The organism is Pseudorhodoferax sp. LjRoot39 (genome assembly GCF_964253035.1).
In the GTDB taxonomy this organism is placed as follows: Bacteria; Pseudomonadota; Gammaproteobacteria; order Burkholderiales; family Burkholderiaceae_C; genus Pseudorhodoferax.
In genome coordinates this window covers 462,518-488,096 of record NZ_CAXUQL020000002.1, presented here as the reverse complement: position 1 = coordinate 488,096, position 25,579 = coordinate 462,518, and the positions used below count along the sequence as shown (strand labels likewise).

At 67.9% G+C, this 25,579-nt stretch carries 22 protein-coding genes and 1 pseudogene; 7 read left to right on the top strand and 16 right to left on the bottom strand.

The genetic code is table 11. From position 1 onward, the window contains the following. The first annotated feature begins 16 nt into the window (after nucleotides 1-16). The 5 genes and pseudogenes from ACSQ4M_RS37550 to ACSQ4M_RS37530 all read left to right on the top strand — a co-directional run bounded on the left by ACSQ4M_RS37550 (nucleotide 17) and on the right by ACSQ4M_RS37530 (nucleotide 5,000). Complete coding sequence (locus ACSQ4M_RS37550; protein WP_436194562.1) at nucleotides 17-820, top strand: enoyl-CoA hydratase/isomerase family protein; 804 nt, start codon at nucleotides 17-19, stop codon at nucleotides 818-820. Nucleotides 821-866: 46 nt separating this feature from the next. Next, entirely contained in the window at nucleotides 867-1,838 is a 972-nt protein-coding gene (locus tag ACSQ4M_RS37545; RefSeq protein WP_436194561.1) for a Bug family tripartite tricarboxylate transporter substrate binding protein, read from the top strand. Between the two features lie 62 nt (nucleotides 1,839-1,900). Next, nucleotides 1,901-2,844: pseudogene (locus tag ACSQ4M_RS37540) on the top strand (NAD(P)H-dependent flavin oxidoreductase). Then, nucleotides 2,841-3,995, top strand: coding sequence for an acyl-CoA dehydrogenase family protein (locus ACSQ4M_RS37535; RefSeq protein WP_436194560.1), 1,155 nt, complete (start codon nucleotides 2,841-2,843; stop codon nucleotides 3,993-3,995). Before ACSQ4M_RS37540 ends, ACSQ4M_RS37535 begins: the two are co-directional and overlap by 4 nt. 12 nt (nucleotides 3,996-4,007) lie before the next feature. Next, a complete protein-coding gene (locus ACSQ4M_RS37530; protein ID WP_436194559.1) occupies nucleotides 4,008-5,000 on the top strand; it encodes an acyl-CoA dehydrogenase family protein in 993 nt (330 codons plus the stop codon). Nucleotides 5,001-5,117: 117 nt separating this feature from the next. On the opposite strand, the gene ACSQ4M_RS37525 is transcribed toward ACSQ4M_RS37530, so the two are convergent. The 4 genes from ACSQ4M_RS37525 to ACSQ4M_RS37510 all read right to left on the bottom strand — a co-directional run bounded on the left by ACSQ4M_RS37525 (nucleotide 5,118) and on the right by ACSQ4M_RS37510 (nucleotide 9,562). Continuing rightward, entirely contained in the window at nucleotides 5,118-5,915 is a 798-nt protein-coding gene (locus tag ACSQ4M_RS37525) for an enoyl-CoA hydratase/isomerase family protein (protein WP_436194558.1), read from the bottom strand. A gap of 112 nt (nucleotides 5,916-6,027) precedes the next feature. Then, a complete protein-coding gene (locus ACSQ4M_RS37520) occupies nucleotides 6,028-7,023 on the bottom strand; it encodes a Bug family tripartite tricarboxylate transporter substrate binding protein (RefSeq protein WP_436194557.1) in 996 nt (331 codons plus the stop codon). Nucleotides 7,024-7,053: 30 nt separating this feature from the next. Continuing rightward, nucleotides 7,054-9,231: an acetate--CoA ligase family protein gene (locus tag ACSQ4M_RS37515; protein ID WP_436194556.1), complete on the bottom strand. Its 2,178-nt coding sequence runs from the start codon at nucleotides 9,229-9,231 to the stop codon at nucleotides 7,054-7,056. Between the two features lie 16 nt (nucleotides 9,232-9,247). Further along, entirely contained in the window at nucleotides 9,248-9,562 is a 315-nt protein-coding gene (locus ACSQ4M_RS37510; RefSeq protein WP_436194555.1) for a hypothetical protein, read from the bottom strand. A gap of 515 nt (nucleotides 9,563-10,077) precedes the next feature. Between ACSQ4M_RS37510 and ACSQ4M_RS37505 the strand changes: the two genes are divergently transcribed. Further along, nucleotides 10,078-11,076: an SMP-30/gluconolactonase/LRE family protein gene (locus ACSQ4M_RS37505; protein ID WP_436194554.1), complete on the top strand. Its 999-nt coding sequence runs from the start codon at nucleotides 10,078-10,080 to the stop codon at nucleotides 11,074-11,076. Between the two features lie 158 nt (nucleotides 11,077-11,234). Here the strand turns inward: ACSQ4M_RS37505 and ACSQ4M_RS37500 are convergent, their stop codons facing one another. From ACSQ4M_RS37500 to ACSQ4M_RS37445, 12 genes are all read right to left on the bottom strand, one after another. Continuing rightward, the gene (locus tag ACSQ4M_RS37500) at nucleotides 11,235-12,149 is read right to left on the bottom strand and encodes a LysR substrate-binding domain-containing protein (protein ID WP_436194553.1); all 915 of its coding nucleotides are present in this window, start codon (nucleotides 12,147-12,149) and stop codon (nucleotides 11,235-11,237) included. 140 nt (nucleotides 12,150-12,289) lie between these two features. After that, entirely contained in the window at nucleotides 12,290-15,013 is a 2,724-nt protein-coding gene (locus ACSQ4M_RS37495) for a LuxR C-terminal-related transcriptional regulator (RefSeq protein WP_436194552.1), read from the bottom strand. Between the two features lie 94 nt (nucleotides 15,014-15,107). Next, complete coding sequence (locus ACSQ4M_RS37490) at nucleotides 15,108-15,797, bottom strand: TetR/AcrR family transcriptional regulator (protein ID WP_436194551.1); 690 nt, start codon at nucleotides 15,795-15,797, stop codon at nucleotides 15,108-15,110. Between the two features lie 108 nt (nucleotides 15,798-15,905). Continuing rightward, entirely contained in the window at nucleotides 15,906-16,817 is a 912-nt protein-coding gene (locus tag ACSQ4M_RS37485) for a Bug family tripartite tricarboxylate transporter substrate binding protein (protein WP_436194550.1), read from the bottom strand. A gap of 67 nt (nucleotides 16,818-16,884) precedes the next feature. Beyond that, the gene (locus ACSQ4M_RS37480) at nucleotides 16,885-17,703 is read right to left on the bottom strand and encodes an enoyl-CoA hydratase/isomerase family protein (protein ID WP_436194549.1); all 819 of its coding nucleotides are present in this window, start codon (nucleotides 17,701-17,703) and stop codon (nucleotides 16,885-16,887) included. Continuing rightward, nucleotides 17,700-18,866 carry a CaiB/BaiF CoA transferase family protein gene (locus tag ACSQ4M_RS37475; protein WP_436194548.1) on the bottom strand — a complete coding sequence of 389 codons (1,167 nt, stop codon included), beginning with the start codon at nucleotides 18,864-18,866 and terminating at the stop codon, nucleotides 17,700-17,702. The genes ACSQ4M_RS37480 and ACSQ4M_RS37475 overlap by 4 nt, the downstream gene beginning before the upstream one ends. A gap of 22 nt (nucleotides 18,867-18,888) precedes the next feature. Then, nucleotides 18,889-19,869 (bottom strand): Bug family tripartite tricarboxylate transporter substrate binding protein, encoded by a 981-nt coding sequence (locus tag ACSQ4M_RS37470; RefSeq protein ID WP_436194547.1) that lies wholly within the window; start codon nucleotides 19,867-19,869, stop codon nucleotides 18,889-18,891. Between the two features lie 59 nt (nucleotides 19,870-19,928). Further along, nucleotides 19,929-21,107, bottom strand: coding sequence for an acyl-CoA dehydrogenase family protein (locus ACSQ4M_RS37465; RefSeq protein ID WP_436194546.1), 1,179 nt, complete (start codon nucleotides 21,105-21,107; stop codon nucleotides 19,929-19,931). Between the two features lie 25 nt (nucleotides 21,108-21,132). Beyond that, a complete protein-coding gene (locus ACSQ4M_RS37460) occupies nucleotides 21,133-22,269 on the bottom strand; it encodes an acyl-CoA dehydrogenase family protein (RefSeq protein WP_436194545.1) in 1,137 nt (378 codons plus the stop codon). Continuing rightward, complete coding sequence (locus ACSQ4M_RS37455) at nucleotides 22,266-23,069, bottom strand: TetR/AcrR family transcriptional regulator (protein WP_436194544.1); 804 nt, start codon at nucleotides 23,067-23,069, stop codon at nucleotides 22,266-22,268. Before ACSQ4M_RS37455 ends, ACSQ4M_RS37460 begins: the two co-directional genes overlap by 4 nt. Further along, nucleotides 23,011-24,165 (bottom strand): thiolase, encoded by a 1,155-nt coding sequence (locus ACSQ4M_RS37450; RefSeq protein WP_436194543.1) that lies wholly within the window; start codon nucleotides 24,163-24,165, stop codon nucleotides 23,011-23,013. Before ACSQ4M_RS37450 ends, ACSQ4M_RS37455 begins: the two co-directional genes overlap by 59 nt. Before the next feature lie 25 nt (nucleotides 24,166-24,190). Then, the gene (locus ACSQ4M_RS37445) at nucleotides 24,191-24,583 is read right to left on the bottom strand and encodes a Zn-ribbon domain-containing OB-fold protein (RefSeq protein ID WP_436194542.1); all 393 of its coding nucleotides are present in this window, start codon (nucleotides 24,581-24,583) and stop codon (nucleotides 24,191-24,193) included. A 208-nt stretch (nucleotides 24,584-24,791) separates the two neighbouring features. Between ACSQ4M_RS37445 and ACSQ4M_RS37440 the strand changes: the two genes are divergently transcribed. Next, nucleotides 24,792-25,562: an SDR family NAD(P)-dependent oxidoreductase gene (locus ACSQ4M_RS37440; RefSeq protein ID WP_436194541.1), complete on the top strand. Its 771-nt coding sequence runs from the start codon at nucleotides 24,792-24,794 to the stop codon at nucleotides 25,560-25,562. Nucleotides 25,563-25,579 lie beyond the last annotated feature (17 nt).

The window sequence follows — 25,579 nt, the reverse complement described above, 5'->3', positions numbered from 1 at the left end:
CACGGGCCAACAGACGATGACGATTCAAGACACAGCCGTTCCCATGCATGGCCGGGTGGAGCTGCAGCGTGACGGTGGCGTCGCGGTGGTGTGCATGCGGCGCGCGCAAGCGCTGAATGCGCTCGACGTGCCCACGGCGCAGGCGTTTCGCGACATCTGCCGAACACTCGTGCACGCCCCCGATGTCCGGGCCGTCGTGCTGCGCGGAGAAGGCAAGGCATTCGGTGTGGGCGGCGATCTAGCGGCGCTGCGCGACGCGCCAGATGCGACCGCCCTGGAACTGATCGAATGCATGCATGAAGGGGTCCGCATCCTGGCCGGCTTGAACGCACCCATCATCGCGAGCGTGCAGGGCGTGGTAGCCGGCGGCAGCCTGAGCTTGTCGTTGGCGTGCGACCTGGCGGTCGCGGCTCAGGGCACGCGTTTCAACCTGGCTTACGTCAACGTGGCGGCCAGCAGCGACGTGTCGGCTTCCTGGAACCTGCCGCGCATGGTCGGGCTGCGGCGTGCCATGCAGATCGCGCTGCTTTCGGAAACCTTCGACGCGCAGGAAGCTCTGGCCCTGGGCATCGTCAACCAGGTCGTGCCGGCGGAGCGGCTTGAGGAGGTGACATTGGCGCTGGCGCACCGGCTTGCGGCCGGGCCGACGCTGGCTTATGGCCGGATGAAGCGGCTGCTGCGGCAGTCTTTCGCGCGCGATCTGGATCGCCAGCTCGATGACGAGCGCGATGCATTCCGCGTCAGCGTGGGGACCGACGATTTCCGGGAAGCCCTGGATGCCTTCTTCGGCAAGCGCCAGGCCATCTTCGCGGGTCGCTAGGGCTGACACGCCGGCGGCCCGCACCATTCAACAAGAAGGAGACATCATGAAATTTCTGAACCGCATCGCATGGGGCGCCGCATTGGCGAGTGCCGCGCTGGCCGCCGTGGCCGCCGACCCCTATCCGGTCAAACCCATCCGCATGGTGCTGGGATTTCCCGCTGGCGGGCCGACCGATGTGACGGCCAGGATGTTCGCGCAGGCGATGGCCGAGGACCTCGGCCAGCCGATCGTGGTGGAGAACCGCGCCGGCGGCGGCAGCACGATCGCGACCCGTGCCGTACTCGGCGCGCCGGCGGACGGCTACACGATCCTCTACAACACCTCTTCTCTGGTGCTGGCGACCATGACCTACCGATCGGCCGGGTATGACGTGTTGAAGGATCTGATGCCCGTCGTGCGCACCGCGGGGGCTCCGATGGTGGTCGCGGTCAGTGCGTCCATGTCGGCCCGCGATTATCAGGATTTCGTTGGCCGCGTGCGGGGGGCTCCTGGAAAGTTCAACTACGGATCGTCCGGCGCGGGCACGATCGACCATCTGGCGCCGGCGTTGCTGCTGTCGCAACTGGGCCTGCAGATGGAGCATGTTCCGTACAACGGCACCGCGCCGGCCCTGGTCGGCCTGGCGGGGGGGAGCACCCAGATGATGGTCACCACGTTGACGACGATCATGCCGTTCGTGCAGGACGGGCGACTCCGTCCGCTGGCGATCGCGGCGCTGGAACGTTCGCCGATGCTGGCGCAGGTACCCACCGTGGCGGAGGCGGCGAATCTGCCCGGTTTCGAGATGACGGCGTGGACCGGCATCGTCGTGGCGGCAGGCACGCCGGAGCACGTCGTGCGGCGCTTGAATGGCGCGGTCAACAAGGCATTGCAGCAGCCGGCGTTCGTGCAGCGCCTGCGCGCCGCGGGAGCCATCCCCTATGGCGGCACCCCCGCCGAGTACGGCGCCTACCTAGCCTCCGAGCGCGACCGATGGAAGGCCGTGATCGAGCGTTCCGGCGTGCAGCCGCAATGACGGGTGGACCGCTCCTGTGCCGAGAACGGCATGCCTCTCATCTCCATCGTCCAAAGGATCACATGAAGACCCGTATCACCGAACTCCTGGGCATCCGCCTTCCCATCATCCAGGGCGGCATGCAATGGGTGGGCAGTGCCGACCTGGCCGCGGCGGTTTCCAACGCCGGCGGCCTAGGCGTGCTGACGGCCCTGACACAGCCGACGCCGCAGGCTTTGAGCGAGGAGATCGCACGCTGCCGATCCATGACGGATCAGCCGTTCGGCGTGAACCTGACGATTCTTCCAACGGCCAGCCCGCCGCCTTACGAGGCCTACCTGGATGCCGTGATCGCCGGAGGCGTCCGAATCCTCGAGACGGCGGGGCAGAACCCGAAGGAGTTCATCCGCAAGGCCAAGGACGCCGGGGTGAAGATCATCCACAAGTGCACATCGGTACGCCACGCGCTGTCCGCCGAGCGCAATGGGGTGGACGCCATTTCCATCGATGGCTTTGAATGCGCCGGCCATCCGGGTGAGGACGCGTGGTGGCCTCCGGTGGGATCGCCGATGGTCGTGGACTGGCCGCGGCGCTGGCGCTCGGGGCCGAGGGCGTGAACATGGGGACCCGTTTCTGCGCAACGCAGGAGGCACCGATCCATCCACGCATCAAGGCTGCGCTGGTGGCCGCCGGCGAGCGCGATACGCAGCTGATCTTTCGCACGCTGCGCAACACAGGCCGCGTGCTCAAGAACGCGGTTTCCGACGAAGTGGTGGCAACCGAGCGCCGCCCCGGTGGCTGCGAGTTCAAGGACATCCATCCGCTGGTTGCCGGTGCGCGCGGCCGCGCTGCGCTGCAGGACGGGGAGGTCGATGGCGGGCTGGTCTGGGCCAGCCAGGCCGTTGGCCTGATCGAGGACATTCCGAGCTGCGCGGAACTGCTCGACCGCATGGCCACAGAGGCACGCGAGGTGCTGCGGCAGCGGCTGGCGCAGTTCGACGCGGTCGGGCAAGGGGGCAAGGGATGAGCCTGCTCGGATCGCTGTCTCCGGCGTCCATTCCGGCCGAGGACGAGGCGCTGCGCACGGAGGTGCGTGATTTTCTGGCGCAGGAACTGGCGGCGCTGCCCGCGCATGTACGGGCGCGGTCATGGAATGGCGTGGATGCGGGGTTCAGCCGTCGCCTGGGCCAGCGCGGCTGGCTGGGTCTCGGGCTGCCTGCGGCCTATGGCGGCGCGGCGCGCAGCGCGTTCACGCGCTACGTGTTGGTGGAGGAGTTGTTGAATGCCGGCGCGCCGGTGGCGCTGCACTGGGTGGCCGACCGGCAAAGTGGCCCCTTGTTGCTGAAGTACGGCACCGAAACGCAGAAGCAACGCTACTTGCCGCGCATCTGCCGCGGCCAGGCATTCTTCTGCATCGGCATGAGCGAACCGCAAGCGGGATCGGACCTCGCCGCCGTGCGCACGCGTGCCGACCGGACGCCGACGGGCTGGGTACTGAATGGCCAGAAGATCTGGACCACCAATGCGCACCATTGCGACTACATGATTGCGCTGGTCCGCACCTCGGGCACGGTGCAGGACCGGCACAAGGGCCTGTCGCAAGTGATCGTGGATCTGCGACGGCCCGGCATCACGGTCCGGCCGATCACCGATCTGTCCGGCAGCAGCCATTTCTGCGAGGTCTTCTTCGACAACGTGGCGCTGGACCCGGACGCCTTGGTCGGCGATGAGGGCCAGGGCTGGGAGCAGGTGACGGCCGAGCTGGCGTTCGAGCGCAGCGGGCCCGAGCGCCTGTACTCCAGCATCGTGCTTTTCGACGAATGGCTGCGGTTCGTGCGCACGCCAGCGGGCCACACCCCGGCCGCCATCCGGCTGGCGGGTCGGCTGGTGACGCAACTCGCACCGCTGCGCGCCATGTCCATCGCCGTCACCGCCAAGCTGGTGCGGGGGGACAGTCCCGCCGTGGAGGCTGCGCTGGTCAAGGACCTGGGTACCGGCTTCGAGCAGGATGTTCCGCGCTGGATCGCGGACGATCTGTTTTCCCGGCAGACCCCGGTGCCGGTCGAGTTGCTGCGCACGCTGGACACGGTGGCGCTGGTGGCGCCATCGTTCTCGCTGCGTGGCGGCACACGTGACATCCTGCGCGGCATGATCGCCCGTGGGCTGGGTCTGCGGTGAGAGGAGAGCGCAATGGATGATCTGTTCACCCAGGCGGTAGCGCGCCTGCTGCAAACGCATTGCACGCCAGCCCTCGTGCGCGCCGTCGAATCGACGTCCCATGGCGCCGCGCTGTGGGAGGCGATCGAGGAGACGGGCTTCGCGAACATGCTCGCGACGCAGGCCCTGGGCGGCGCCGAGCTGTCGCTGCGCGAATGCGGCCCCGTCATGGCGTTGTGCGGCGAGTACCTGGTGCCTGTGCCGCTGGCCGAGACCATGTTGGCGCGGGCGCTGTTCTCGCAGGCCGGTACGCCTTGGCCCGTGGGAAGCGTGGCCTTCGGCGCGGAGCTGTCGCCGCAGGGCAACGCCAGCGTTCTGTGCGCCCAGGCCTGGGGGGCCGCCGCTGCCGACTGGGTCGTGGCGCCGTGGAAGGGGCGGCCATGCTTGCTGCCGGTGGCCGAGGGCCGCGTGGAGCCCATTGGGGCCAGCCTGGACCGCCGCATCACATGGCCCGCCAGTGCCTTACGGCCGCTGTCCGGGTGGCCGGTGGTCGATGTGCATGCGCTGCAGGCCTGCGCCGCGGCGGCGCAGCTGGCCGGCGCCATGAAGAGCGTTTTCGAGCGCACGCTGGCGTATGCGAACGAGCGTGAGCAGTTCGGCCGGCCGATCGGCAAGTTCCAGGCGATCCAGCACCAGTTGGCCACGATGGCCGAACACGTGTTCGCCTCGGACATGGCGGCGCGCATCGGCTGCGCCTCCAGTGACGCCTTGCCGGCGCGGCTGCAGGTCGCCGTGGCGAAGGCGCGTACCAGCGAGGCGGCGCTCGAGGTCGCCGCGGCCAGCCATGCGATCCATGGCGCCATCGGGTTCACGGCCGAGCTAGATCTTCAGCTCTACACGCGCCGCCTGCATGCCTGGCGACATGCGGGCGGTTCCGAGTCGTACTGGAACGACGTGGCCGGCGCCGCGCTGTGCGCGCGCGACGTCAGCGTACTGGACTTCCTGCGTTTGGAGATGGTGGCCTGAGGAGCGGACCAACGGCCCCGCAGCCATGCCGCTTGCGGGATCCTTTGGCGCGCACCAGCGCCATCACGTGGACCTTGGCGAACGTCGATTCCAGAGCATGGCGATCGTCGGACCCGTTCATGGACCCTCCTTGGGCCACTGGTAGAGCGGCGCCTGCTTGTTCAGGAAGCGCTGACTCGCTTCCTTGTGGAACGGGCTCTCTCGGCACATGGCCTGCGCCATGGCCTCCTGGGCATAGACGGTGCGCCGTTCGGACTCAAATGCATGGTTCATGACCGATTTCATGATGCCGATCGCGCCGGCAGGCGCATGCGCAAAGCGCTCGGCCAACGACAGGGCAGCGTCCAGCACCGAACCGTGGTCCACCACACGGTGCGCGATGCCGATCGCCTGCGCTTCCGTGGCATCGAGCACGCGTGCCGTGAACGCCATCTCCTTCGCGCGCGACAGGCCGACGGCACGCGGCAGCAGGTACATGCCACCCAGATCGGGCACGTAGCCGATGCGCGCGAACACCGAACAGAAGGTGGCGCTCGGATCGGCGATCACGAAGTCGGCCGCCAACGCCAGCGACAGACCGGCGCCGAAGGCCGAACCCTCCACGGCCGCGATCACGGGCTTCTCCAGGTCGACCAGCTCGTCGAACCAGCGCTGCATCGAAACGATACGTTGGCGGCCTTCGAAGATGTCGGTGCCGCCTTGCCCACCGCGCATGCCGCGGATGTCGCCGCCAGCGCAGAAGTGCCCGCCTGTGCCCGTCAGCACTACGGCGCGCACGCCCTCATCGTCGCGCACGGCGGGAATCGCTTCGGCGAACGCGTTGCGCAGTTCCAGATCCAGTGCGTTGCGGGCGGACGGGCGGTTCATCGTGAGAACGGCCGTTGCATCCAGACGGGTGATCTCCAATACGGACATGTCAGCTTCCTGTCAATGTGGGAAATGAGGTCGGCGGCACCACGGCATGCAGGGGTGGGCCGCCGTGGCCGGTCCTGTGCATGGCGCTTGGCTGCATCGATTTGCGCACGGCTCAATCCAGCCGCACATTCAGTGGCTTGATCAATTCCGCCCAGCGGACGGTTTCCTGGCGGATATGGTCGCCATAGGCCTGGGGGCTGGGCGACAGCGCGGGCGCCTCGCCGCGGCCGCGCATCCTGGCCTGCACGCCGGCCGACCCCAGCGTGGCGGCCATCGCGCCGTACAGCTTCTTGACCACGGCGTCCGGTGTGCCCGCCGGTGCCATCAGACCGAACTCCGAATACGCCACGAGATCCGGGTAGCCGGCGTCCACGAAGGTCCCAACGCCCTCGGGCAGGAAGAACCGGTCCTCGCCCATCGACGCGAGGATGCGCAGCTTGCCGGCCTGGTGGTTGACCACCCCGGTCGAGATGCCGTCGGTCAGCAGGTCGACTCGGCCAGTCGCCAGGTCGGCCACGGCTTGCGACACGCCCTTGTACGGAACGGTCTGGATCTTGATGCCGAGCCGACGCGCGATCCATTCGGCAATGATGTGCGACTGTGTGCCCTGGCCCACGGTGGCGAAGGTCACGCCTTCGGGCCGCTGCTTGGCGTACGCCACCAGGTCGGCGACCGATTTCACCGGCAAGTTCGGTGCGGCGCTGATCACGTACGGCCAGCGCGCGTACTGGGCGATGGGCGCCAAGTCCGACACCTTGTAGGGCAGCTTGCTGTACAGGCTCGGATTGGTGCTGACGATGGTGCCCACCGACAGCAGCAGCGTGTAGCCGTCCGGCGCTGCCTTGGCCACCATGCCTGCCGCCACGATGCCGCCAGCGCTGGGCCGGTTGTCGATCAGCATCTGCGTGCCGAGCGCGCGGCCCATCTCCTCGGTGAGCAGGCGCGCGCTGACGTCGGTGGGGCCGCCGGCTGCATAGGGCACGATGACGGTGATCGGCCTGGCCGGAAAGTCCTGCGCCCAGGCGGGCCAGGTGCTGGCCGCGATGCTGGCGCCGCTGGCTTGCAGCAGGGTGCGCCGCTGGAACAGGGGAGGGGTGGTCTTGTGCATGCGTGTCTCCTTCATTGATGGAAGCTCGGTCTAGGCGGGATGCGGGCGCGTGACGACCAGGGCGTCCACGGCGGTGATGCCGTCGGGGCCGCACACCAGGGGATTGACGTCGATCTCCTGGATCTGCTGCGGGTGGTCGGCGATGAGCTGCGAGATCCTGCTGATGGCATCGGCCAGGCGACCGGTGTCCACCGGGGGCGCGCCACGAAAGCCCTGCAGCAGCGCGCGGCCGCGCAAGCCGGCCAGCATGCGCAGCGCCTGGGCCGGGCCCACGGGGGCGAGCGCGGTCACGGTGTCTTTGAGCAGCTCCACCAGCACGCCGCCCAGGCCAACCACGACCAGCGGGCCGAACAGGGGGTCGTTGCGCGCCCCCACCATGATCTCCAGGCCGGCGGGCAGCATCTGCTGGACCACCACGCCTTCGATCTGCACATGCGCTCCTGCCGCGCGCGCGTTGACCAGGATGGCCTCGTAGGCCGCGCGCACGGCCTGCGCATCGGCCAGGTGCAGGCGGATCACGCCGGCCTCGGTCTTGTGCGGCAACTGGGGCGACTGCACCTTCAACGCCACCGGGTAGCCCAGTGCCTCGGCCGCGCGTTCGGCCTGGGCCGAGGTCTGGACCAGTTCCTCGCGCGTGACGGCAATGCCGTAGGCCGCGAGCAGCCGCTTGGCATGGCTTTCGCCCATCACCTGACCGTCGGCCTCGGCCAACAGCGCGGCCGCCGTGCCTGCGGCGTCTCCGGGCAGTGCGCGGGACCCGGGGGATGTCTCGGCCGGCGCGGACAGCAGGCGCTCGCGCCGGTGCCAGGCCGCCAGCGTGGCGAAGCAGCGGTCCATGGAGCGGAACAGCGCCACGTGGGGATGCAGCTCGGATTCCCTGGCGCTCGGTCCGTCCGGCCATTGCGAGACCAGCACGTTGCAGGCCATCTTGCCGCGCGGCGGTGCCTGCTCGCCGAGCATGCGGACCCTTTGCGCCGCCGGTGCGTAGTCCTGGGGCTGTGCGAGCACCAGCGTGCCATAGACCTCATCGGCCAGCAGCGCCCGCGCGCAGGTGGCCAGGGAGGCGGGGTCGTTGATGACCTCAGCCGTCACGTCGCAGGGATTGCGGCTGGAGCCGAAGTCGGGAATGCAGCGTGCCAGCGTCGCCGTGGCCTGCTGCGAGGGCTGGGGCAGTGGCACGCCGTGCTTCTGCGCGAAGTCGGCCGCCATGATGGCGGCGCCGCCCGAGGAACTGATCACGGCCACGCCTTCGGCGCTGGCGCGTGGGGCCTTGGCGAAGAACGCGGCCATCTCGAGGATGTCCTCGAAACGCTCCGCGACGATGGCGCCCGTGTCTTCGAACAGGGCCAAATAGGCGGCGTGCGAGCCGGCCAGCGAGCCGGTGTGCGACACGGCGGCGGCCGCACCTTCCGCGCCCGTCGCCAGCTTGTGCACGATCAGCGGCTTGCCTGCGGCCCATGCCAGCCGGGCAGCCTCACGCAGGCGCAGCGGGTTCTGCATGCCTTCCAGCACGCAGACAATGGAACGGCAACTGGGCTCTTCGCTGAGGAAGGCGACCAGGTCGGCCACGTCCACGTCGCAGGAGTTGCCTGCGCTGAGAAGATGGCTGAAGGCGGTGCCGCGCAGGATCGCTTCACCGAGCGAGAAGGACAGGGCCCCCGACTGGCTGACGACGCCGATCGCTTGGGGTGGCAGCGGCTCCTGCGCGTGGTAGGAACTGAACGACATCAGTGCGCCACTGGCGTAGTTGGCCAGGCCCATGCAGTTCGGGCCGATGATGCGCAGGCCGGTTTCGTGCGCGATGCGGGCCAGCCGCAATTGCAGCGCGCGCCCTTCGTCGCTGCCGGTCTCGGCATAGCCCGAGGCGAACACGATGGCGCCGCCCACGCCAGCGGCAGCGCAGGCGCGCACGCAGTCTTCCACCGCATCGCGCGGCACGGCCAGCACGGCGCAATCGGGCACGGCCGGCAGGTCTTCGATGCGGGCATAGGCGCGCAGGCCAGCGATGCTGGCGTGGCCGGCGTTGACCGGATAGACCTGCCCGTCGAACCGGGTCAGGTTGGCCAGCACCCGGTCGCCGAACGAACCCTTGCGCGGTGAGGCGCCGACCACCGCCAGGCTGCGCGGGGCCAGCAGGCGCAGCAGTTCGTCGCGGCGGTAGGGTTGCAGGCGCGGCGGGAGCGCGGGCGCTGTCGCAGGCAAGGTCATGGCATGGCTTCCATATTCAGTCGGTGTGGAGGAGGGAGCCGCCCCGGCGCATGCCGAGCATCGGCCACTGCAGCACGGTGGGAGAGCGCCCGCATCGGGCCCCGTGCCGTTCGCAAAAGGTCTGGCGTACGCTCATGCCGGCCTGGACGATGCGGCGGCCGACTGTGTCCCGGTGGCGGGCATCGGCGCTGCTGAACACGCCCGCATGGCAGCGGGCTGCGCGGCCACGGCGCCGAACCTGACGGCTGCCACGCGACTGACCGAACTTCTTGCGTGTGGTCAGATGTTCCCCCGTCTGCTCGAGCAGCACGGTATTGCCTGTCTGTGCCATCGCTTGTCTCCTGCCCCCGGGGCTGTCGGCCTGGAGCTCGTTGCTGTGCGGCCATCGTAGGCAGGTGCCGCCCAAGGGATAAGCTTCGCTGCTGTCTCAAGCGCTAAGCGCGCCTTAGCAGGTGGCGCGAAGGTGCGGACCCTCGGCCGTCCGGGTCGTTGCGCCATGTCAGGGTGCTGTTCTGCACTGCGCCGCAGTGTTGAACCGAGGTCGAACCATGGCACATGCAGCGAGCTGGCACCCCCCCCAATGCGGGGGGGGACGCTTGGCAGAGAGTCCATAACATCCATCCTGCCAGGTGGATGCCTTGGTCAGCGTTCGTACCGAACTCAGGGCCGATCGTCGAGCCGTTCACGCCCGGGCTTTCTGCCGCCATCAGCGCCGACCTGCGTCTCCACGAGGCGCTGCATGGCGCCTGGCCGAACACCATGAAGGTCCCGGAAAAGCCGAGCGGCGGCACGAACGTCAGCCCAGGTATCCGTTTCTCACCATTCGTTCACGCAGGAGACACTTCAATGAAAGCACGGTCCAATCTGCCACGACCTTCAGCGCACCTGCGCCGCCATCTCGCTGCCATGCTTTTTCTGGCTGCCGCGACCCTGACGTCTGCGCCCGGACATACCCAGGCCAGACTCGACATGGCGGCAATCTGTGGGGACTGCAAAGTCGAGAAATTCGCGAGCTGCGGCGACGGGAAGTTCGTTGAAGGCCCGGCGTTCGACCGCACGGGAAACCTGTGGATGACGGGATTGAGCTCAGGAGAAATTCTCAAGGCGACACCGTCGGGCCAATGCACGGTCGCCTTCAAACTCGGAGGAGCCCCGAACGGCGCCCGCTTCGACAGGCAGGGCCGGCTCATCATCACCGACCGCGACCGGCAGCTGCTGTCCCTCGACACGGTCAGCGGGGAAACACGGACACTGCGCAGCAAACATGGCTACGAAACACTGCGCGGGCTCAATGACAGTGTGATCGACAGCGCCGGTGGCATTTACTTCACCGAACCCTACGGCTCCAGTGCCGTGAAGCCCGATGGACGCGTGTTCTACATGCCGCCCGACGATGGCGCAGGCAAGCCTCGCGACCTGGTCGTGGTTGGCAACACGTTCGCGTTCCCGAATGGTGTCGCACTCTCGCCCGATGAAAAGCTGCTGTATGTGAATGACTATGCGACCAGCCGCATCATCGCACTGCCGCTGCTGTCGCCCGGTGTGTTGAACCCTGGCGCCGTGCCTTACGTGTTTGCCACCCTCGTGGGCGGAAATGGCCCCGACGGTATCGCCATCGATGTCGCCGGCAACGTCTACGTCGCGCATCAACGCGGCGGCGAAGTCGTGGTTTTCGATCGGCAGGGCTTTGCTTACGGTGCCATTCGCCTTCCCGCAGAAGCCGGCATTGGAACCACCAACCTCGCGTTCTGGGAGGGGGCGCTCTACATCTTGGAGTCCTTCAAAAACGAAGTCTGGCGCGTGCGTACCAAGATTCCTGGCGTTCCCCAAGCCAATCAACGCTGAGCGAGCGCACGTTGCACGTTGGCGCTCCGTGACAGGTCGCCGCCGCCGGGCGCCGCAAGTCGGCCATGGCGCTGCCTGGGCCGCCCCCACTGGCGACGCCGGCCGAGACGCCGCGTCGGGCAATGCTGCATGCGCCGCTCGGTCGTCGGCGGGCGCCGTCACCCGTGGGTTGCGGACGTCAGGTAATGAGATTGGCGGCGCAGCAGCGTCGCCAGGTGCGCCGCCGCCGGCACCAGCGGCGAGTCCGCGAGGCGGAACAGACTGATCGGGTGCCGGGGCAGTGCCTCGGCCACAGGAATTGCGGCGACCGTGTGGATCCAGGGCGACTGCAGCAGCAGTTGGCGTGGCAGCACGCAGATCATGCGGGTGCTGGCCAGCAGCGTCTGCAGGATGAGGATGGAATCGCACTGGATCATGGCCCGCGGTGGCGTGAAGCCGTGTTCGCGAAAGGCGTCCGCCAGCGTGGCACCGGGGCCCTGCGTCTGCGGGCCCGTGACGATCCAGTCGGCATCCACCAGTTCAGCGAGGGAACGGGCCCGCAGCAACGGATTGGTGCGATGCGCCACGATGGCCAGATTGTTCTCGAACAAAGTCTCGACTTCGAGATCGGCGTCCAGTCCGGAGGAGGGGATGGGCCCGATCGCGAAATCCATTTCACCGGACCGCAACGGCGCAAGGTGTTGATGGTAGATGCCGCCGACAATGTTGACGCGAACTTCCGGCATGTCCTGCCTAAACTGTGCGATGCCCAGCGGCAGGATCGTGATCGCTGGCGTCATGGACGAGCCAATGGTCACCAAGCCACCTCGCTCGCCGAGCATCTGCGCCATTTCTTCGCTGGCCTTCTCCACTTCTCCCGTGATGAGGCGCGCGCGTTGCAGGAATGCGGTCCCGTACTTGGACAGTACGGCCCCCCGCGTCGTGCGGACGATCAAGGGGACGTGCAACTCTTCTTCCAGCCGCGCGATACTCTGTGTCAGCGCGGGCGGCGTCAGGCCTTGCTGGCGGGCTGCCGCGCGGATGCTGCCGGTCGTGGCTACGGCAATGAAATTCTGCAGTTCCTTGAGTTTCATGGTCGATGTGCGTCAGCGTCTGGTGCGGCTGTCCTGGACCTGGACGGCATCGATGGGGTGGTCGTTCTCACCAAGCTTTGCACTTGCGGCAAACGCCTGTGGGGCACCGCTGCCGCAATGGTTCAAGTGCAAAGTCCTGCTCAGAGGACCAGTCCCTCCTGGCTGTACCGTTGCATGGATGAACCCTCGCCAGGCCCCTGCAGCCAGCCGAGGGCGCGCGCCTTGGCCACCGCATCGTCACGGCCGTATACGCCGAGCTTGGCGTAGATGTTTTTCAAATGCCATTTGACCGTTTCCGGCGAGATGGCCAGCGTCTGTGCCACCCGCTTGTTCGACATGGTCAACGCCAGCGTCTGCAGGATGTCGCGCTCGCGTTCGCTCGGAGCGTCCGGGCGCGCAAGGGTCGTCGCTGTCGGCGTGCGGCGGCCGGCGAGGGCGTTCTGCACTTTCAGGTGCTCCAGGTAAAAGCTGCTGCCGGGCGTCAGCAGGCCCGTTCGGTGCGCGACGTCACCGAGGTCCAGCACGGCGGTGCCGAGATCCAGCAGCGATCGCACCAGGCTTGATTTGCGCGCCGCCGACAGGATACCCTCCATGCGCCGGCATGCTTGGTCGCTGAAGCCGAGCTGCTCCAGCAGCAACGCAATGCCCGCTTCGAGTTGCACGCTGCGGCGCGTCTGGCCGGCGTACGTGCCACTCAGCGCGAGCCCTTGGAGGATCGACAACGCGCGCTCGGCGTCGCCGCTCGACTTGAGGGCGTACGCGCGGGTCGAAAGCGCCAGCCCGAGAAGCTCGCGTCCGGTGGCCGCGTGGGGCGTGGGCTGCCCCTCTGCCAGGGCTTCGAGCTGAGTGAGGCTGTGCGCGGCCGCGTCACGGCGGTCGATGCGCAACAGCATGCGGGCACGCTCGGCGAGCACATAGCCCCGCGCGCGGACCAACTGGCGGCGGCCAATCTGCTCCTCCAGACGGTCCAGTTCCGACAAGGCTTCCTCCTGGTTGCCTTCGAGGGCACTGAGCCGGATGCGCGGCAGCGCCGCGCACACCAGGGCTTCCGGCAGTGCGACGCGCTCGATGACGTTGAACCGTGGCTCCAGAACGGTGTGCAGACGGTCCAGCTGGTTCCCTTCGTACCAGACCGCGGCGAGGAAGCTGGCGGCGTTGCAGGCCGGCTCGCTGAACATGCCGATGCTGCGGTCCGATGTGTTCAGCACATCGTGCAGGATGTCCTCGGCCTGGCGCAGGTCGCCTTCGCGCAGATGCGCATAGCCGAGCATGCACCGGCTCTGCAACGCGCCGAAGGCCGAATTGAGCAGGGGCGTGCCGTCACCCAGCAACAGGGGGGGCTGGTCGAGCAGGCTGCGCGCCGCTTCGAAGCGGCCCTGGTGGATGTGCAGCCAGCCCAGGATGTTGCGCCGCCCGCCCGCCAACATCGCATCGGGGCCGGCCGGAAGCTGCGCCAGTGCCGTGACCAGGCGTTCGCCCGCATCGGTGTCTTCGCTCTGGATCGCGAGACAGCCTTCCAGCAAGGTGCGCTGGCTACGGGCATCGCCATCGTCCCGCAGCGTGCCAGCCGCCAACAGTGCGATGCTGGCACGGCAGTCGTCCAGTTGGCGATAGCATAGCTGGGCCCAAGCGACCCACAGACGCAGCGATCCGCGCGTGTCCATCAGCGCGAGGGGGAGCATGGCCACTGCGCGCACCAGCGGACGCATCTCGCCGACGACGAACATGCTGCGTGCATGGCATTCGACCCAGTCCGCCGCCACTTCGGGCTGACCGGCCGCCACGCAATGGCGCACGGCCTCGGGCAAGAGCTTGCGCTGGCCGAACCAGCGGCCCAGACGCGCATGCGTGTCGCGCTGCTCTGCCTGCGTGAACAATCGGAAACGCTGTTGCATCACGTCGCGGAACAGCGGGTGGAAGCGCCACCACAGTTCGCGCGTGCCGCTTTCCGCCGGCAGCAGGAACACGTTGTCTCGCCGCAGCTGGTCCATCAGCGCCATGCCAGCCTCCATCCCCAGCAGCTCGGCAGCCAGCGCATCGCTGAAGCGGTGGGGGGCCGACATCCGAGCGATGGCGTCGCGTTCGGCGGCTGGCATGCGCGCCAGGATCTCCCGATCGAAGTAGGCCTCGAAGTCGTCGGCGTGCTGCAGTGGCGTGCGCCGAAGGGCCGCGCCGCCGCCAGGCTGCGGATGGAGTGCGGCCAGCCGCAGGCCGGCGCCCCAGCCGCCGGTTTGGTCGTACAGCAGCCGCACGTCGCGGCGGGCCACGCCGGGGTCGCGCGCGCGCAGCAGTGCATGGGTTTCCGAGAACGTGAAGCGCAGATCGGAAAAGTGCAGCTCCACCAGGGCACCGGCATCGCGCACGCGTGCCAGCGCGAGTGGCGGTGCCGTGCGCGAGACGATGGCCAGGCGCAGATGCGGTGGTGCGAAGTCCAGCAAAGTCTGAACGATCGCGTGCATCCACCGGTCCGTGACGTGATGGTAGTCGTCGATGAACAGCACCAAGGGCCGCGGGTGGCGCGCCAGGCCGTTGAGCAGTGCGATGGCGATGTGGTCGGCGTTGACGATGCCATCCCCGGGGGCATACAGCGCGGCGCATTCGCGCGCGATGGCCGGATCGACCCGGTCCAGGCTGGCGTACAGGTTCTCCAACAGGTGGCCCGCGTCGTCGCCAGCGCCGGTCATGCACCAGGCGCAGTCGTGGCCGTGGGGGATGAGCTCGGCGCGCCACTGCAGCGCGAGGATGGTCTTGCCGCTGCCGGCCGGTCCCTGGATTAGCACACAGGTGGCCTGGCGTGCATCCGCGAGCCGCGTGAGGAGTCTGGGGCGCTCGACGATGCCCGGGGGAAGGCGCTGAGCCTGCATAAGAGTCAGGCGGCGACGGCGGGCGGCGCGCCGTGCGATCGGGCGGTTGGCGCACACTGCGCGCCAACAGCGACAGGACGGCGCGTTGCCGTGATCAGCCGACGCGGGCGGCGCGCGTGCGTGCGGGCGGCGCCGACGCGGGCTGGCCCATGCCGTCGAACAACATCCGGCTGAAAATGACGGCCAGCTGTTGCGGTGTCTTCTTCCTGGCGTCGTACCACTCGCTGGACCAGTTCAAAGCACCCATGAGGAACATTCGGGCCAGACCGCGGGGGGTATCCTGTCCGAACTCGCCGTGCGCCGCGGCATCGTCGAACAGGGATTGCCAATAAGTGCCGTAGGTGGCGCGCATGGCATCGTGCTTGCGGCGCACCGCGGCCGGCACCTCTCCGATGACGCGCCGACTGGCCAGCGCGAAGTCCCCGTGGACGCCGATCGCGCGCAGGTGGGTGGCGATTGCCGCCGTGATGCGCTCGCGCGGCGAGGCATTGGCAGGCAGCTGTTCGACGGCGCGGCGCACCTCGTCGTGCACGGCCTGGATCGAGCGTTCGAGCACCGCGTCGAGCAGCGCTTCCTTCGACGCGTAGTGGTAGTACAGCGCGCTCGGTTCGATGCGCGCCTTCTTGACGATGTCCCGTATCGACGTGCCGGCGTAGCCCTTGTCGCGAAACATCTTGGCAGCGATGCCGAGCAACAGTTCCTTGGAGTCGCGGCCGGCGCGCGCGCGCGGCCGGACGGCGCTGGGTGGTCTGGCGGGCGTTGGTGTGTTCGTCTTGATGGTCACACCGCATTGTCCAGGATTGGCGGCAAGCGCCCGCCGCAGCCGCCTGCAGATGCTGTCGGTTAGGCCGTTCGGTCTTGCGCGCCATGGGCGTGTCGTGGGCCGACGCCCTCACATGGATTTGGCCAGGCCAAGATCCTTGATCAGCGGTCCCCACAACTTGTACTCCTTCTGGACGAAGCGGCCGAATTCCTGTGGCGTTCCGCTGCGCCGGATCCAACCCATGCGCGCTGCCTTGGCGGTGAAGCTGTCGCTGGTGAGGATCTCGCTCATGACGCGACCCAACCGGTCGACCACGGCGGGCGGCGTTCCGGCAGGAGCGACAAAGCCGAACCAGGCCAGTGCATCGATGTCGTATCCCGATTCCTTCAGCGTCGGCACGCCGGGAAACTGCTCCATCCGCATTTGGTCGAAGACCGCCAGCGCGCGGAACTTGCCACTCTGGATGTGCGCGACGGCCTGCGTGGCGGACCCCACGTAGACATCCAGCTGGTCGCTCAGCATGGCCTGTATGAGTGGCGCCTCCCCTGTGTAGGGGACGTGCGTCGTGGTGATGCCGGCAGCGCGGTCGAGCAGCACGGCGCACAGGTTCGTAATGCTGCCGGCACCGACCGATGCCCGGTTGATCTTGCCTGGGTTGGCGCGTGCATACGCCACGTATTCGGCCACGGTCGCAAATGGCGCGTTGCTGCGGGCGATCAGCAGCATCGGCTGGTAGCCGAAGTGCGAGACGGGCACGAAGTCCTTGAAGGGATCGTACGGCATCTTGGCGAACAGCACGACGTTGTTGACCAGCGTGCTGTTCGATCCGATGAACAGGGTCAGTCCATCGGGCTTGGAGCGCGCGACGTAGTCGGCCGCGATCATGCCGGAGGCTCCCGGCTTGTTCTCCACGATGGTCTGGACGCCGCGCTTGCCCATCTCATCCGCGAGCTGGCGCGCGTAGGCGTCGGTGGCGCCGCCCGCGTTGTAAGGCACCACCAGACGCGTGGATTGGGCATGGACCGCGGCCGCGGCCAGCACGGCGGCGCAGCACAGCAATTGACGCATGAAGAGCAGGGGATGCATGGCAAGGCCTCGGGTCGAATCGCTACTGGTTGCGGAAGATCGGCGGGCGTTTCTGCGCGAAGGCAGCCGCTGCCTCCCGGAAATCGTCGGTCATCAAGGCCATGACCTGGGCACGGTTCTCCAGCTGCAGCGCAGCGTCCAGGCTGGGTGTGTCGAGGTTGGTCCACATCAGCTGCTTGGTGTGGCGCGTGGCGTAGGGGCTGTTCTGCAACACCTGCCGTGCCAGGGCCAGCGCGTGGCCCGCCAGCTCGGCATCTTCGACCACGGCCGACACGAGGCCGATGCGCTCGGCTTCATCGGCCGTGACGGGGCGGCCGGTCAGCAGCAGTTCGAAGGCGCGCGAGGCCCCGATCAGGCGCGGCAGGTGGTAGCTGATGCCACATTCCCCCGCCGTCAGGCCGATCTTGACGGCGCCGACATGGAAGCTGGCGGACCGGCCTGCCACACGGATGTCGGCGGCCAGCGCCAGCGCGAAACCGGCGCCGACCGCCGCGCCATGGACGGCCGCGATCACCACCTTGTCCAGTGCCCGCAGGCGGCGCATCATGCCGGAGAACAGCTCCTGCACCTCGACCCAGGCCGGCAGCGAGCAGGTGGGCTCCAGCAGCTCCGGTGCGAGTGCTTTGAGGTCCAACCCGGCGCAGAAACCACGGCCTTCACCGACGAGCACGACGGCGCGCAGCGCCGCGTCGCGTTCGATGCCGTCGACCACGGTGTGCAGCGCGCGCATCGTTTCCGGCGTGAAGGCGTTCAGGCGTTCGGGGCGCGCCAGCGTCAGCAAGGCCACGCCGTCGTCCAGGCGCTCCAACCGGATGCCTGTGTCGGGTGATGCCCCGCTCATGGTGCGAGCACCGCGCAGCCGGACACGGCGCCCAGGATCTCGGCCGTGTGCTGGCCGAGCGTGGGGGCCGGCGACGGCGCGTCAGGGGGAGAATCCGACCAGCGGCCAATGGGCGCGAGTTCGACCATGCGGCCTTCGGTCGGATGCTCCACCTCGCGAAAGAAGTTGACGGCTTTCAGGTGCGGATCGTTCTGGATGGAGTGCAGCGTGTGCAGCGGCATCACAGGAATGTCGGCCCGGGCCAGCGCTTCCAGCCAGTAGGCGGTGGTCTCGTTCTTCAGTGCCGCCGCCACGTCGGCGTAGAGATCGGAGATGTGACGCGTCCGGCTGGCAATGTCGGCCAGGCGCGGGTCCGTGCTGCAGCGCTCCGGCTGGCCGATCAGCTGGAAGAAGGAGCGCCACTGCTTGTCGGTGTAGACGATGGTGCAGACATGGCCGTCGCGCGTGGCGTAGGCCTGGCGGGAACTGGCCAGCAGCCGGAGGTAGCCCGGTTCGCCGATGGGGGGGACGTAGGTGTGGCCGGACAGGTGTTCCGCCAGGACGTAGGGCGCCATGGTTTCGAACATGGGCACCTCGACGTACTGCCCGCGGCCGGTCCTCTGCTTGTGCACGAAGGCGGCCAGAATGGCCGTGGCCGCGGCCTGCCCGACGATGCGGTCGACGATGGCCAGCGGCACGTAGCGGGGCACGCCATCGCCCACCTGCGCGATCAGCGAGGGGATCGCGCAGACCGCCTGGATCATGTCGTCGTAGGCGGCGCGGTCGGCGTAGGGGCCGTCCTGCCCGTAGCCGACCAGCGCCACGTAGATGATGCCGGGATGGACGGCCGCCACTTCCTCATACGACAGGCGCAGCCGCGCCATGGCGGCGGGCCGCACGTTGGTGACGAAGACCTCTGTCTGCGCGGCCAGCGCCAGGACCGACGCCCGGTCTTCGGGTTTCTTCAGGTCCAGCACCACGCTGCGCTTGTTGCGGTTGACGTGCAGAAAGCAGGCACTCATGCCCGGGTGGCGCCAGGGGCCGAGGTGGCGCACGGGGTCGCCCTCGGGCGGTTCGATCTTGGTCACCTCGGCGCCCAGATCGCCGAGGATCTGGGTGGCGAAGGGGCCCATGAGAACGCTCGTGAGGTCGAGAATGCGAAGGCCGGCGAGTGGTCCTGCCATGTTTATGTCTCTCCAGTCGTGCTCAGTCGAGCTTGATGTTCAGCGGCTTCACGATGGTGCCCCAGTGCACGTATTCCGAGCGTAGGAACTCGCCGAACTGCTGGGGACTGGGCGAGCTCCGGGCCTGCTCGCCGCCGGCGGCCAGGACGTTCTGGAACTCGGGGCTGGAGGCCGCCGCGACGACGCCCCGGTGCAGCTTGTCGATCACGTCGGCTGGCGTTCCCGCCGGCGCCAGCAGCCCGAAGTTGGTGTAGGCGAGCAGCACCGGATAGCCTGACTCGCGGGTCGTCCCCACGTCGGGCATCTTCGGCGAACGCTCCTCGGTCATCACGCCCAGCACCTTGACTTTGCCGGATGTCTGGAACGGGATCGCGCTGGCGAACCCGTCCACGCTCATGTCGATGCGGCCGCTGATCAAGTCCGGCAAGATCTGCGAAGTGCCTTTGTAGGGAACTTCTGTCACGGCGATGCCCAGGGTGCGCCCGATCCATTCGCCGAGGATGTTGGTCATGCTGCCGGTGCCGGTGGTGCCGTAGGTCACCGGTGAACCCTTCGCCTTGGCCCAGGCCACGAATTCCTGCAGGTTCTTCACTTGCAGCGTGGGCGAGGCGGTGATCGCGAAGCCCTGGCGCGAGACCTGCGATACCGGTGCGAAGTCTTCGAACTTGTAGTTGAGGCTGCGGTAGAGGTAGGGGTTGATCGAGGTCGTGGTACCCGGCGCCATCAGCAGCGTGTGGCCGTCCTTGGGCGAGCGAGCCACATAGGCGGCGGCCAGCGTCGTTGCCGCGCCTGGCCGGTTCTCGACGACCACCGTGGCCGACAGGCTCTTGGCCAGGGCCTCGGCGAGCCGGCGCGCGGTGATGTCGGTCGGTCCGCCGGCGGCATAGGGGACGACGATAACGATGGGGCGTGTCGGGAAGCTTTGGGCCTGTGCGTGGACGACGCTGAAGGCAGCCAGGGCGGCCAGCGCGCCGAGCCAATGTCGTCTGTGGAGGGATGCCATGCTGTGGTCTCCTTGAAGGGCAAGCCAGATCCGCTGGCGGACGGTATCGTGCGGTGTGTTCACGCCGCCGCTGTCGGCGCGCCGAGGATGGTGCGCGACAGGATGTCGCGCTGAATTTCATTGGTGCCGCCGTAGATGGTGCCGGGCCTGGCAATCATGGACAGCCGGTGCAGGTCGAGCTCCCAGTCGCCGAAGCCGCAGCCCGCGCCGCTGCCGCCACGCTCGTGGGCCAGGTCCAGCAGGAGGTCCGCGGCCCGCTGGAACAGTTCGGTCGACAGGACCTTCAGCACGGAGTAGTCGGCGTCCTGCGCGGTACCAGCCAGCGCATCCGCGCACACCGTCTGGTACAGCGCGTCGGCATCGTGCAGGTCGCAGGCCAGCCGGGCGAGGCGGTCGTCCGCTATCGCAGCCGCATGCATGTCCGGGGCTGCAGCCAGCATGCGCTGCAGGTAGTCGAAGGTCTGCCGTGCGAGTACGGGGCTGCCGTTGATCAGCCGCTCGGTGCCCAGCAGGCTTTTGGCGACTGTCCAGCCGTCGTCGAGCGCGCCGACCAGGTGGTCCGCCGGTACCGCCACCTCGTCAAAGAACACCTCGCAGAACTCGTCGTCGCCCGCGAGATTGACGATGGGCCGTACCGTGATCCCGGGCGTGCGCATGTCGCACAGCAGGAAACTGATGCCCTGCTGCCGCTTTGCATAGTTGCCGGTGCGCGCGAGCACGAAAATGTGGCTGGCGGTGGACGCGTGGCTGGTCCAGATCTTCTGCCCGTTGAGGAGGAAGTGATCGCCCTGGCGCCGTGCCGTGGTGCGCAGGCTGGCCAGGTCGGAACCGGCACCCGGCTCTGAATAGCCCTGGCACCACATGTCCTCGCAGGCCAGGATGCGCGGCAGGTAATGCGCCTGCTGTGCGGGCGTGCCGTAGCGGATCAGCACTGGTGCCAGCAGCGTGCCGCCGACGTCCAGCGTGCGGGCCACGCCGTAGGTGTCGAACACGTGCTTGTAGACGAGTTGCTTGGCCAGTGACAGGCCCATGCCGCCGTACGCGCGCGGCAGGCTAGGCGAACGCAGGCCGTGGTCCCGCAGCAGGCTGAGCCAACGGAGCTCGTCCGGGCCACGCAGACGCAGCACGATGGGCTGACGCCAGGCGGGCGGATAGTAGGTTTGCAGAAAGTCGAGCAGGTGGGCGGCGAAGCGCTCGTCGCTCATGGCTTCGAAGTCGGTCGTGCGGGCGGTGTCCATGGAAGGAATCCTCGATGCGGCGGGATCAGGTGGCCAGCACGCCGCGCATGGTCAGCGCTGCGAACCGCCGACGGTGCGTCGGGGCATTGCCGAGCTGTGCCGCATGCTTATGGGCGGCGGCCAGGTACAGGCCGATGTCCGCCTCTTCGGTGTAGCCGATGGCGCCGTGCAACTGGACGCCTGCCCGGGTCACGGTGAGCGCCACGTCGGAGCAACGTGCCTTGGCGGCGCTGATCGCGGCGCTGGCTTCGTCGCGCGCGGCGCCCGGCGTCTGGCGCATCTGGACGGCGCGTCGCCAGGACGCGAAGGCCAGGCGCTTCTGAATGTCCAGGTCCACCATCCTGTGGCGCACGGCCTGGAAGCTCGCGATGGGCTGTCCGAACTGCACACGCTGTCGCAGGTAGGTGGCGGTCTGTGCGAATGCGCCCTCGGCGATGCCGGCCAGATGCGCGGCCAGCGCCAGGCGGGCATCATCGAGTCCGCGCGCCAGCGCGGTCTGCGCGGCTTCCCCGCGCAGCAGCACGGCGTCGGCGGCCACGGCGGTGCCATGAAAGACGAGCTGCGCCGTGCGGCTGCCGTCGGCCATGCGCTGCGGCATCACGGTGACGTCCGGCGCCGTGGCTTGGAGCAAGCAAACGACTGGAACGCCCTGCTGCATGGCGGCCACCAACCAGTGGGTGGCCGACGCCTCGACCGCGATCGCGCGGCCGTGCAGCTTTCCGCCCTGCGCCACCGGTTCCAGCTGCAGGTGCCATGCGGGCGCGATGTCGCCTGGCGCGGCCTGCCAGACCAGGGCGGGCCGTGCGCTGCCGGCACTGAGGGTCCGCAGTAGCGCGGCCGTTGCGGGCGTTGTGCCGGTTGCGGCCAGCAGTGCAGCCGGCGCCACGCCGCAGTCCACGAACGGATCCGGCAGCAGTGCCGCGCCGAAGCGCGCCGCGAGTGCCGTGGCGCTGCCGATGTCCAGTCCCGCGCCTCCCAGCGATTCGGGCAGCAGCATAGTCAGCCAGCCGCATTCGGCCATGTTGCGCCACAGCCCCGCATCTGGCGATGGCCCCTGCTGCCGCAACGCACGGGTGCGTGTGAGTGAATGCTCTGCAGCGAGCACCTGGTCGGCCGCGCCGAGCAGCATGGATTCGATCTCGAAACGTTCGACGTCGCTCATGTCAGAAGGCCTGTGCTGGAGGAAGGAAGTGTGTCGATGCTCTGCGCTGAGATGCCATCGAACAGGATGGCGCAGAACACGTCGGCAAGGATCTCGGGGGTGGCTTTTCTGAGATCGAACCATTCGCTGGTCCAGTTCAGCGCGCCGATCAAAAACATGCGCGCCAGGCCGAGATGGCCTGCGGCACGCAGGGCGCCGCCTTGCGCCGCTTCCTCCAGCAGCGCATGCCAGTAGGCGCCGTAGGCGCTGCGCAGCAGCTCGTGCTTGCGCCGCATCGAGGGTGGCGTCTGTGCCATGACATGGCGACTCGCCAGGCCGAAGTCGCCATGGCCCAGATGCGAACGCACGTGGGCGGCGATGGCGGTGCGGATGCGTTCGCGCAGGCTGGTCTGGGGCGGAAGCGCTTCGACGGCGGCACGCACGTCGTGCATCAGCAAGCTCATCGAACGGTCGAGCACTTCATCGAGCAGCGCTTCCTTTGATGCGAAGTGGTAATACAGCGCACTGGGCTCGATGCCGGCGCGCTTCACGATGTCGCGGACCGAGGTGGCTGTGTACCCACGCTCGCGGAACAGCCGCGCGGCGTGGCGGATCAGCAGCTCGCGCGAATCGCGTGGCCGGCGTGGCCGCGCGGCCGGGCGAGCCCGTGGCGCGGTGTCCAGTGCGGGTACGCTCACGCGCGCGCCCCGTGCCGCAGCGGCGGCGCATGGGGTCGACGCACGCGGTGGCCGGGACGTGTTGTCACAGCGTGTCCCGTGTCCCGAGAATCGTGGTGGCCTGGCTCGACAGTGTGCCGCCATTGCCGTGGGCCAGCGCCAGCTTTGCGCCCGCGATCTGGCGCTCGCCGGCTTGTCCCATCAGCTGCTGCACGGCCTCCACCACCGTGAACAGTCCATACATGCCGGGGTGCACGCACGACAGGCCGCCCCCGTTGGTGTTGACGGGCAGCGCGCCCCCCGGGGCGATGCGGCCGTCGGCGACGAAGGCGCCGCCTTCGCCCTTCTTGCAAAAGCCCAGGTCTTCCAGGAACAGGATGGTGTTGATCGTGAAAGCGTCGTACAGCTCGACTACGTCGATGTCGGCCGCCTGGACGCCGGCCTGCGCAAAGGCGCGCGCGCCCGACTGCCGCGCGGCCGTGACCGTGAGGTCGGGCATGGCGCTGATGTTCAGGTGCGAGGTGGCGGCGGCCGCGCCCAGCACGTAGGCGGGCTGGGCCGCATGGTCGGGCGCACGGTCCGCGCGTGTCATGACGATCGCGGCCGCGCCGTCGGTGACCAGGCAGCAGTCGCGCACGCTGAGCGGATTCGCCACCATGCGGGCCTTGAGCACATCCTCCACGCTAAGGTCATCGCGTGCGAACGCATCGGGATTCTTCTTGGCCCACTGACGTGCCGCCACCGCCACGGCCGCGAGCTGTTCGCGGGTGGTGCCGAACTCGTGCATGTGGCGCGAGGCCGCCAGCGCATAGGCGGACACCGGCATCACCGGTCTGTAGAGCGCCTCGAAGTAGGGCTGCTTCTGCGCGCTGACCAGCTTGCCCGCACCGCTGCGCTGGTTGCTGCCGTAGCAGATCAGTGCCACGTCGCACTGGCCGCTCGTTAGAGCGAGCGCCGCGGTCTGGATGTGCGTCAGGAACGCCGAACCGCCGGTGCGGTTGTTGTCGGTGAAGCGCGGTTGGATGCCCAGGTACTCGGAGACCGACAGCCCGGACAGAAAATCCGACGGCAGGCAGACGAACACCGCGTCGACGTCCTTGGGCTGCAGCCTGGCCATGCTCAGCGCCTTCAGGCTGGCGGCGGCGGCGAGATCGATCGAGTCCAGCCCCGGTGCTTCACCGATGCCGAAGGTGGCGGCGCCAACGATAGCGGTCTGGCCACGGGGAAATGCGTCTTTCATTGGGATGGGCTCCGGCAATGGGAATTCAGGCGGGGTCGAAGACGACCAGGTGCTGATCGCCTTCTTTGGCGATGCGCGCCTTGAGCTTCATGCCGATCCGCACGGCCTCGGGTGCGATGCCTTCGACGCGCGACATCATGCGTGGCCCTTCGTCCAGATCGACCAGCACCACGCTGTAGGCTGGCAACGGCGGCTTGGGGTGATTGACGGTGGTCGCGTAGACCGTGGCATTGCCGCTGGCGGGCACCCATTCCAGATCAGTGGCGCCGGTCAGTGGCTCCGCGATGCGGGGGTAATAGACGTAGCGCCCGCTGCTCGGGCTGTGCTGCAGCATGAAACGCCCGCGGGAAAGGAACTCCATGAACTCCTTTTCAGGACGGATGACGGTGGCTTCCGAGAAGCCGGTGGGTGACGACATGACAGGCCTTCGATGGATGGTTGGATGAGTCGGCGCGACAACGCCGACGTTTCGCGGTATGTCGTCAATGTATGTGCTTCGGCCGCACTCCGGTATCAGGGAAAACGATTGAACGACCGTTAAGTTACAGAACGACTGTTCATTAAAATTGTTGACATGGAAAAGCGAGCTGAATAGCATCGCCTCATTCACAAGCATGGAGACAGACATGGATGATTCGACGGGTCTTGCGGGCCGTACGGTGATCGTGACGGGAGCGGCGCAAGGCATTGGGTGCGGATTGGCGGAGCGGGTGATCGCCCTGGGCGGAAATGTGGTAGCCATCGACATGAACGAGGACGGCCTGAACGCGCTGGCACAAGCGCATCCGGGACGATTGGTGTCGATCGCCGGCGATGTGTCCAACCCCCTGTTCGCCACCGAGGCCGTCGAACGCACCGTGCAGGCGTTCGGTGGTGTGGACGGCCTGATCAACAACGCCGGCATCACGCGCGCCGCCATGATCGACAAGATGTCGTTCGCGGCCTGGCAGTCCGTCATCGACGTCAACCTGTCGGGGCCGTTCCTGTTCCTGCAGGCGGTGGGCCGGGCCATGATCGAGAAGGCGAAGGCCGGCGACAAGGCGCCGGGCGCCATCGTCAACGTGTCATCGGATGCGGGCCGGCGCGGCACCATCGGACAGATCAACTACGGCGCGGCGAAGTCGGGCGTGCTGGGGCTCACGATGAGCGCGGCGCGCGAGTGGGCGCGTTGGGGCATCCGGGTCAACAGCGTTTGTTTCGGCCTGGTGGAAACGCCGATGACCGAGGTGGCGCGCAGCGACAAGTTCCGCGAGACCTACATGGCACAGATCCCGTTGGGGCGCTGGACCACCCCGGAAGAGGTGGCGCCGGCGGTGTGCTTCCTGTTGTCGCCAGGGGCGTCGTACATCACCGGCCAGCATCTGTCGATCAATGGCGGCTTCCATATCGGCTTCTGACCCGGTGTAACCGATGT

What these genes read in the sequence shown, in the direction of transcription:
- ACSQ4M_RS37550 (WP_436194562.1), top strand. Translation starts at nt 17, where the DNA reads ATGACGATTCAAGACACAGCCGTTCCCATGCATGGCCGGGTGGAGCTG.
- ACSQ4M_RS37545 (WP_436194561.1), top strand. Translation starts at nt 867, where the DNA reads ATGAAATTTCTGAACCGCATCGCATGGGGCGCCGCATTGGCGAGTGCC.
- ACSQ4M_RS37535 (WP_436194560.1), top strand. Translation starts at nt 2,841, where the DNA reads ATGAGCCTGCTCGGATCGCTGTCTCCGGCGTCCATTCCGGCCGAGGAC.
- ACSQ4M_RS37530 (WP_436194559.1), top strand. Translation starts at nt 4,008, where the DNA reads ATGGATGATCTGTTCACCCAGGCGGTAGCGCGCCTGCTGCAAACGCAT.
- ACSQ4M_RS37525 (WP_436194558.1), bottom strand. Translation starts at nt 5,915, where the DNA reads ATGTCCGTATTGGAGATCACCCGTCTGGATGCAACGGCCGTTCTCACG.
- ACSQ4M_RS37520 (WP_436194557.1), bottom strand. Translation starts at nt 7,023, where the DNA reads ATGCACAAGACCACCCCTCCCCTGTTCCAGCGGCGCACCCTGCTGCAA.
- ACSQ4M_RS37515 (WP_436194556.1), bottom strand. Translation starts at nt 9,231, where the DNA reads ATGACCTTGCCTGCGACAGCGCCCGCGCTCCCGCCGCGCCTGCAACCC.
- ACSQ4M_RS37510 (WP_436194555.1), bottom strand. Translation starts at nt 9,562, where the DNA reads ATGGCACAGACAGGCAATACCGTGCTGCTCGAGCAGACGGGGGAACAT.
- ACSQ4M_RS37505 (WP_436194554.1), top strand. Translation starts at nt 10,078, where the DNA reads ATGAAAGCACGGTCCAATCTGCCACGACCTTCAGCGCACCTGCGCCGC.
- ACSQ4M_RS37500 (WP_436194553.1), bottom strand. Translation starts at nt 12,149, where the DNA reads ATGAAACTCAAGGAACTGCAGAATTTCATTGCCGTAGCCACGACCGGC.
- ACSQ4M_RS37495 (WP_436194552.1), bottom strand. Translation starts at nt 15,013, where the DNA reads ATGCAGGCTCAGCGCCTTCCCCCGGGCATCGTCGAGCGCCCCAGACTC.
- ACSQ4M_RS37480 (WP_436194549.1), bottom strand. Translation starts at nt 17,703, where the DNA reads ATGAGCGGGGCATCACCCGACACAGGCATCCGGTTGGAGCGCCTGGAC.
- ACSQ4M_RS37475 (WP_436194548.1), bottom strand. Translation starts at nt 18,866, where the DNA reads ATGGCAGGACCACTCGCCGGCCTTCGCATTCTCGACCTCACGAGCGTT.
- ACSQ4M_RS37470 (WP_436194547.1), bottom strand. Translation starts at nt 19,869, where the DNA reads ATGGCATCCCTCCACAGACGACATTGGCTCGGCGCGCTGGCCGCCCTG.
- ACSQ4M_RS37465 (WP_436194546.1), bottom strand. Translation starts at nt 21,107, where the DNA reads ATGGACACCGCCCGCACGACCGACTTCGAAGCCATGAGCGACGAGCGC.
- ACSQ4M_RS37460 (WP_436194545.1), bottom strand. Translation starts at nt 22,269, where the DNA reads ATGAGCGACGTCGAACGTTTCGAGATCGAATCCATGCTGCTCGGCGCG.
- ACSQ4M_RS37455 (WP_436194544.1), bottom strand. Translation starts at nt 23,069, where the DNA reads ATGGCGGCACACTGTCGAGCCAGGCCACCACGATTCTCGGGACACGGG.
- ACSQ4M_RS37450 (WP_436194543.1), bottom strand. Translation starts at nt 24,165, where the DNA reads ATGAAAGACGCATTTCCCCGTGGCCAGACCGCTATCGTTGGCGCCGCC.
- ACSQ4M_RS37445 (WP_436194542.1), bottom strand. Translation starts at nt 24,583, where the DNA reads ATGTCGTCACCCACCGGCTTCTCGGAAGCCACCGTCATCCGTCCTGAA.
- ACSQ4M_RS37440 (WP_436194541.1), top strand. Translation starts at nt 24,792, where the DNA reads ATGGATGATTCGACGGGTCTTGCGGGCCGTACGGTGATCGTGACGGGA.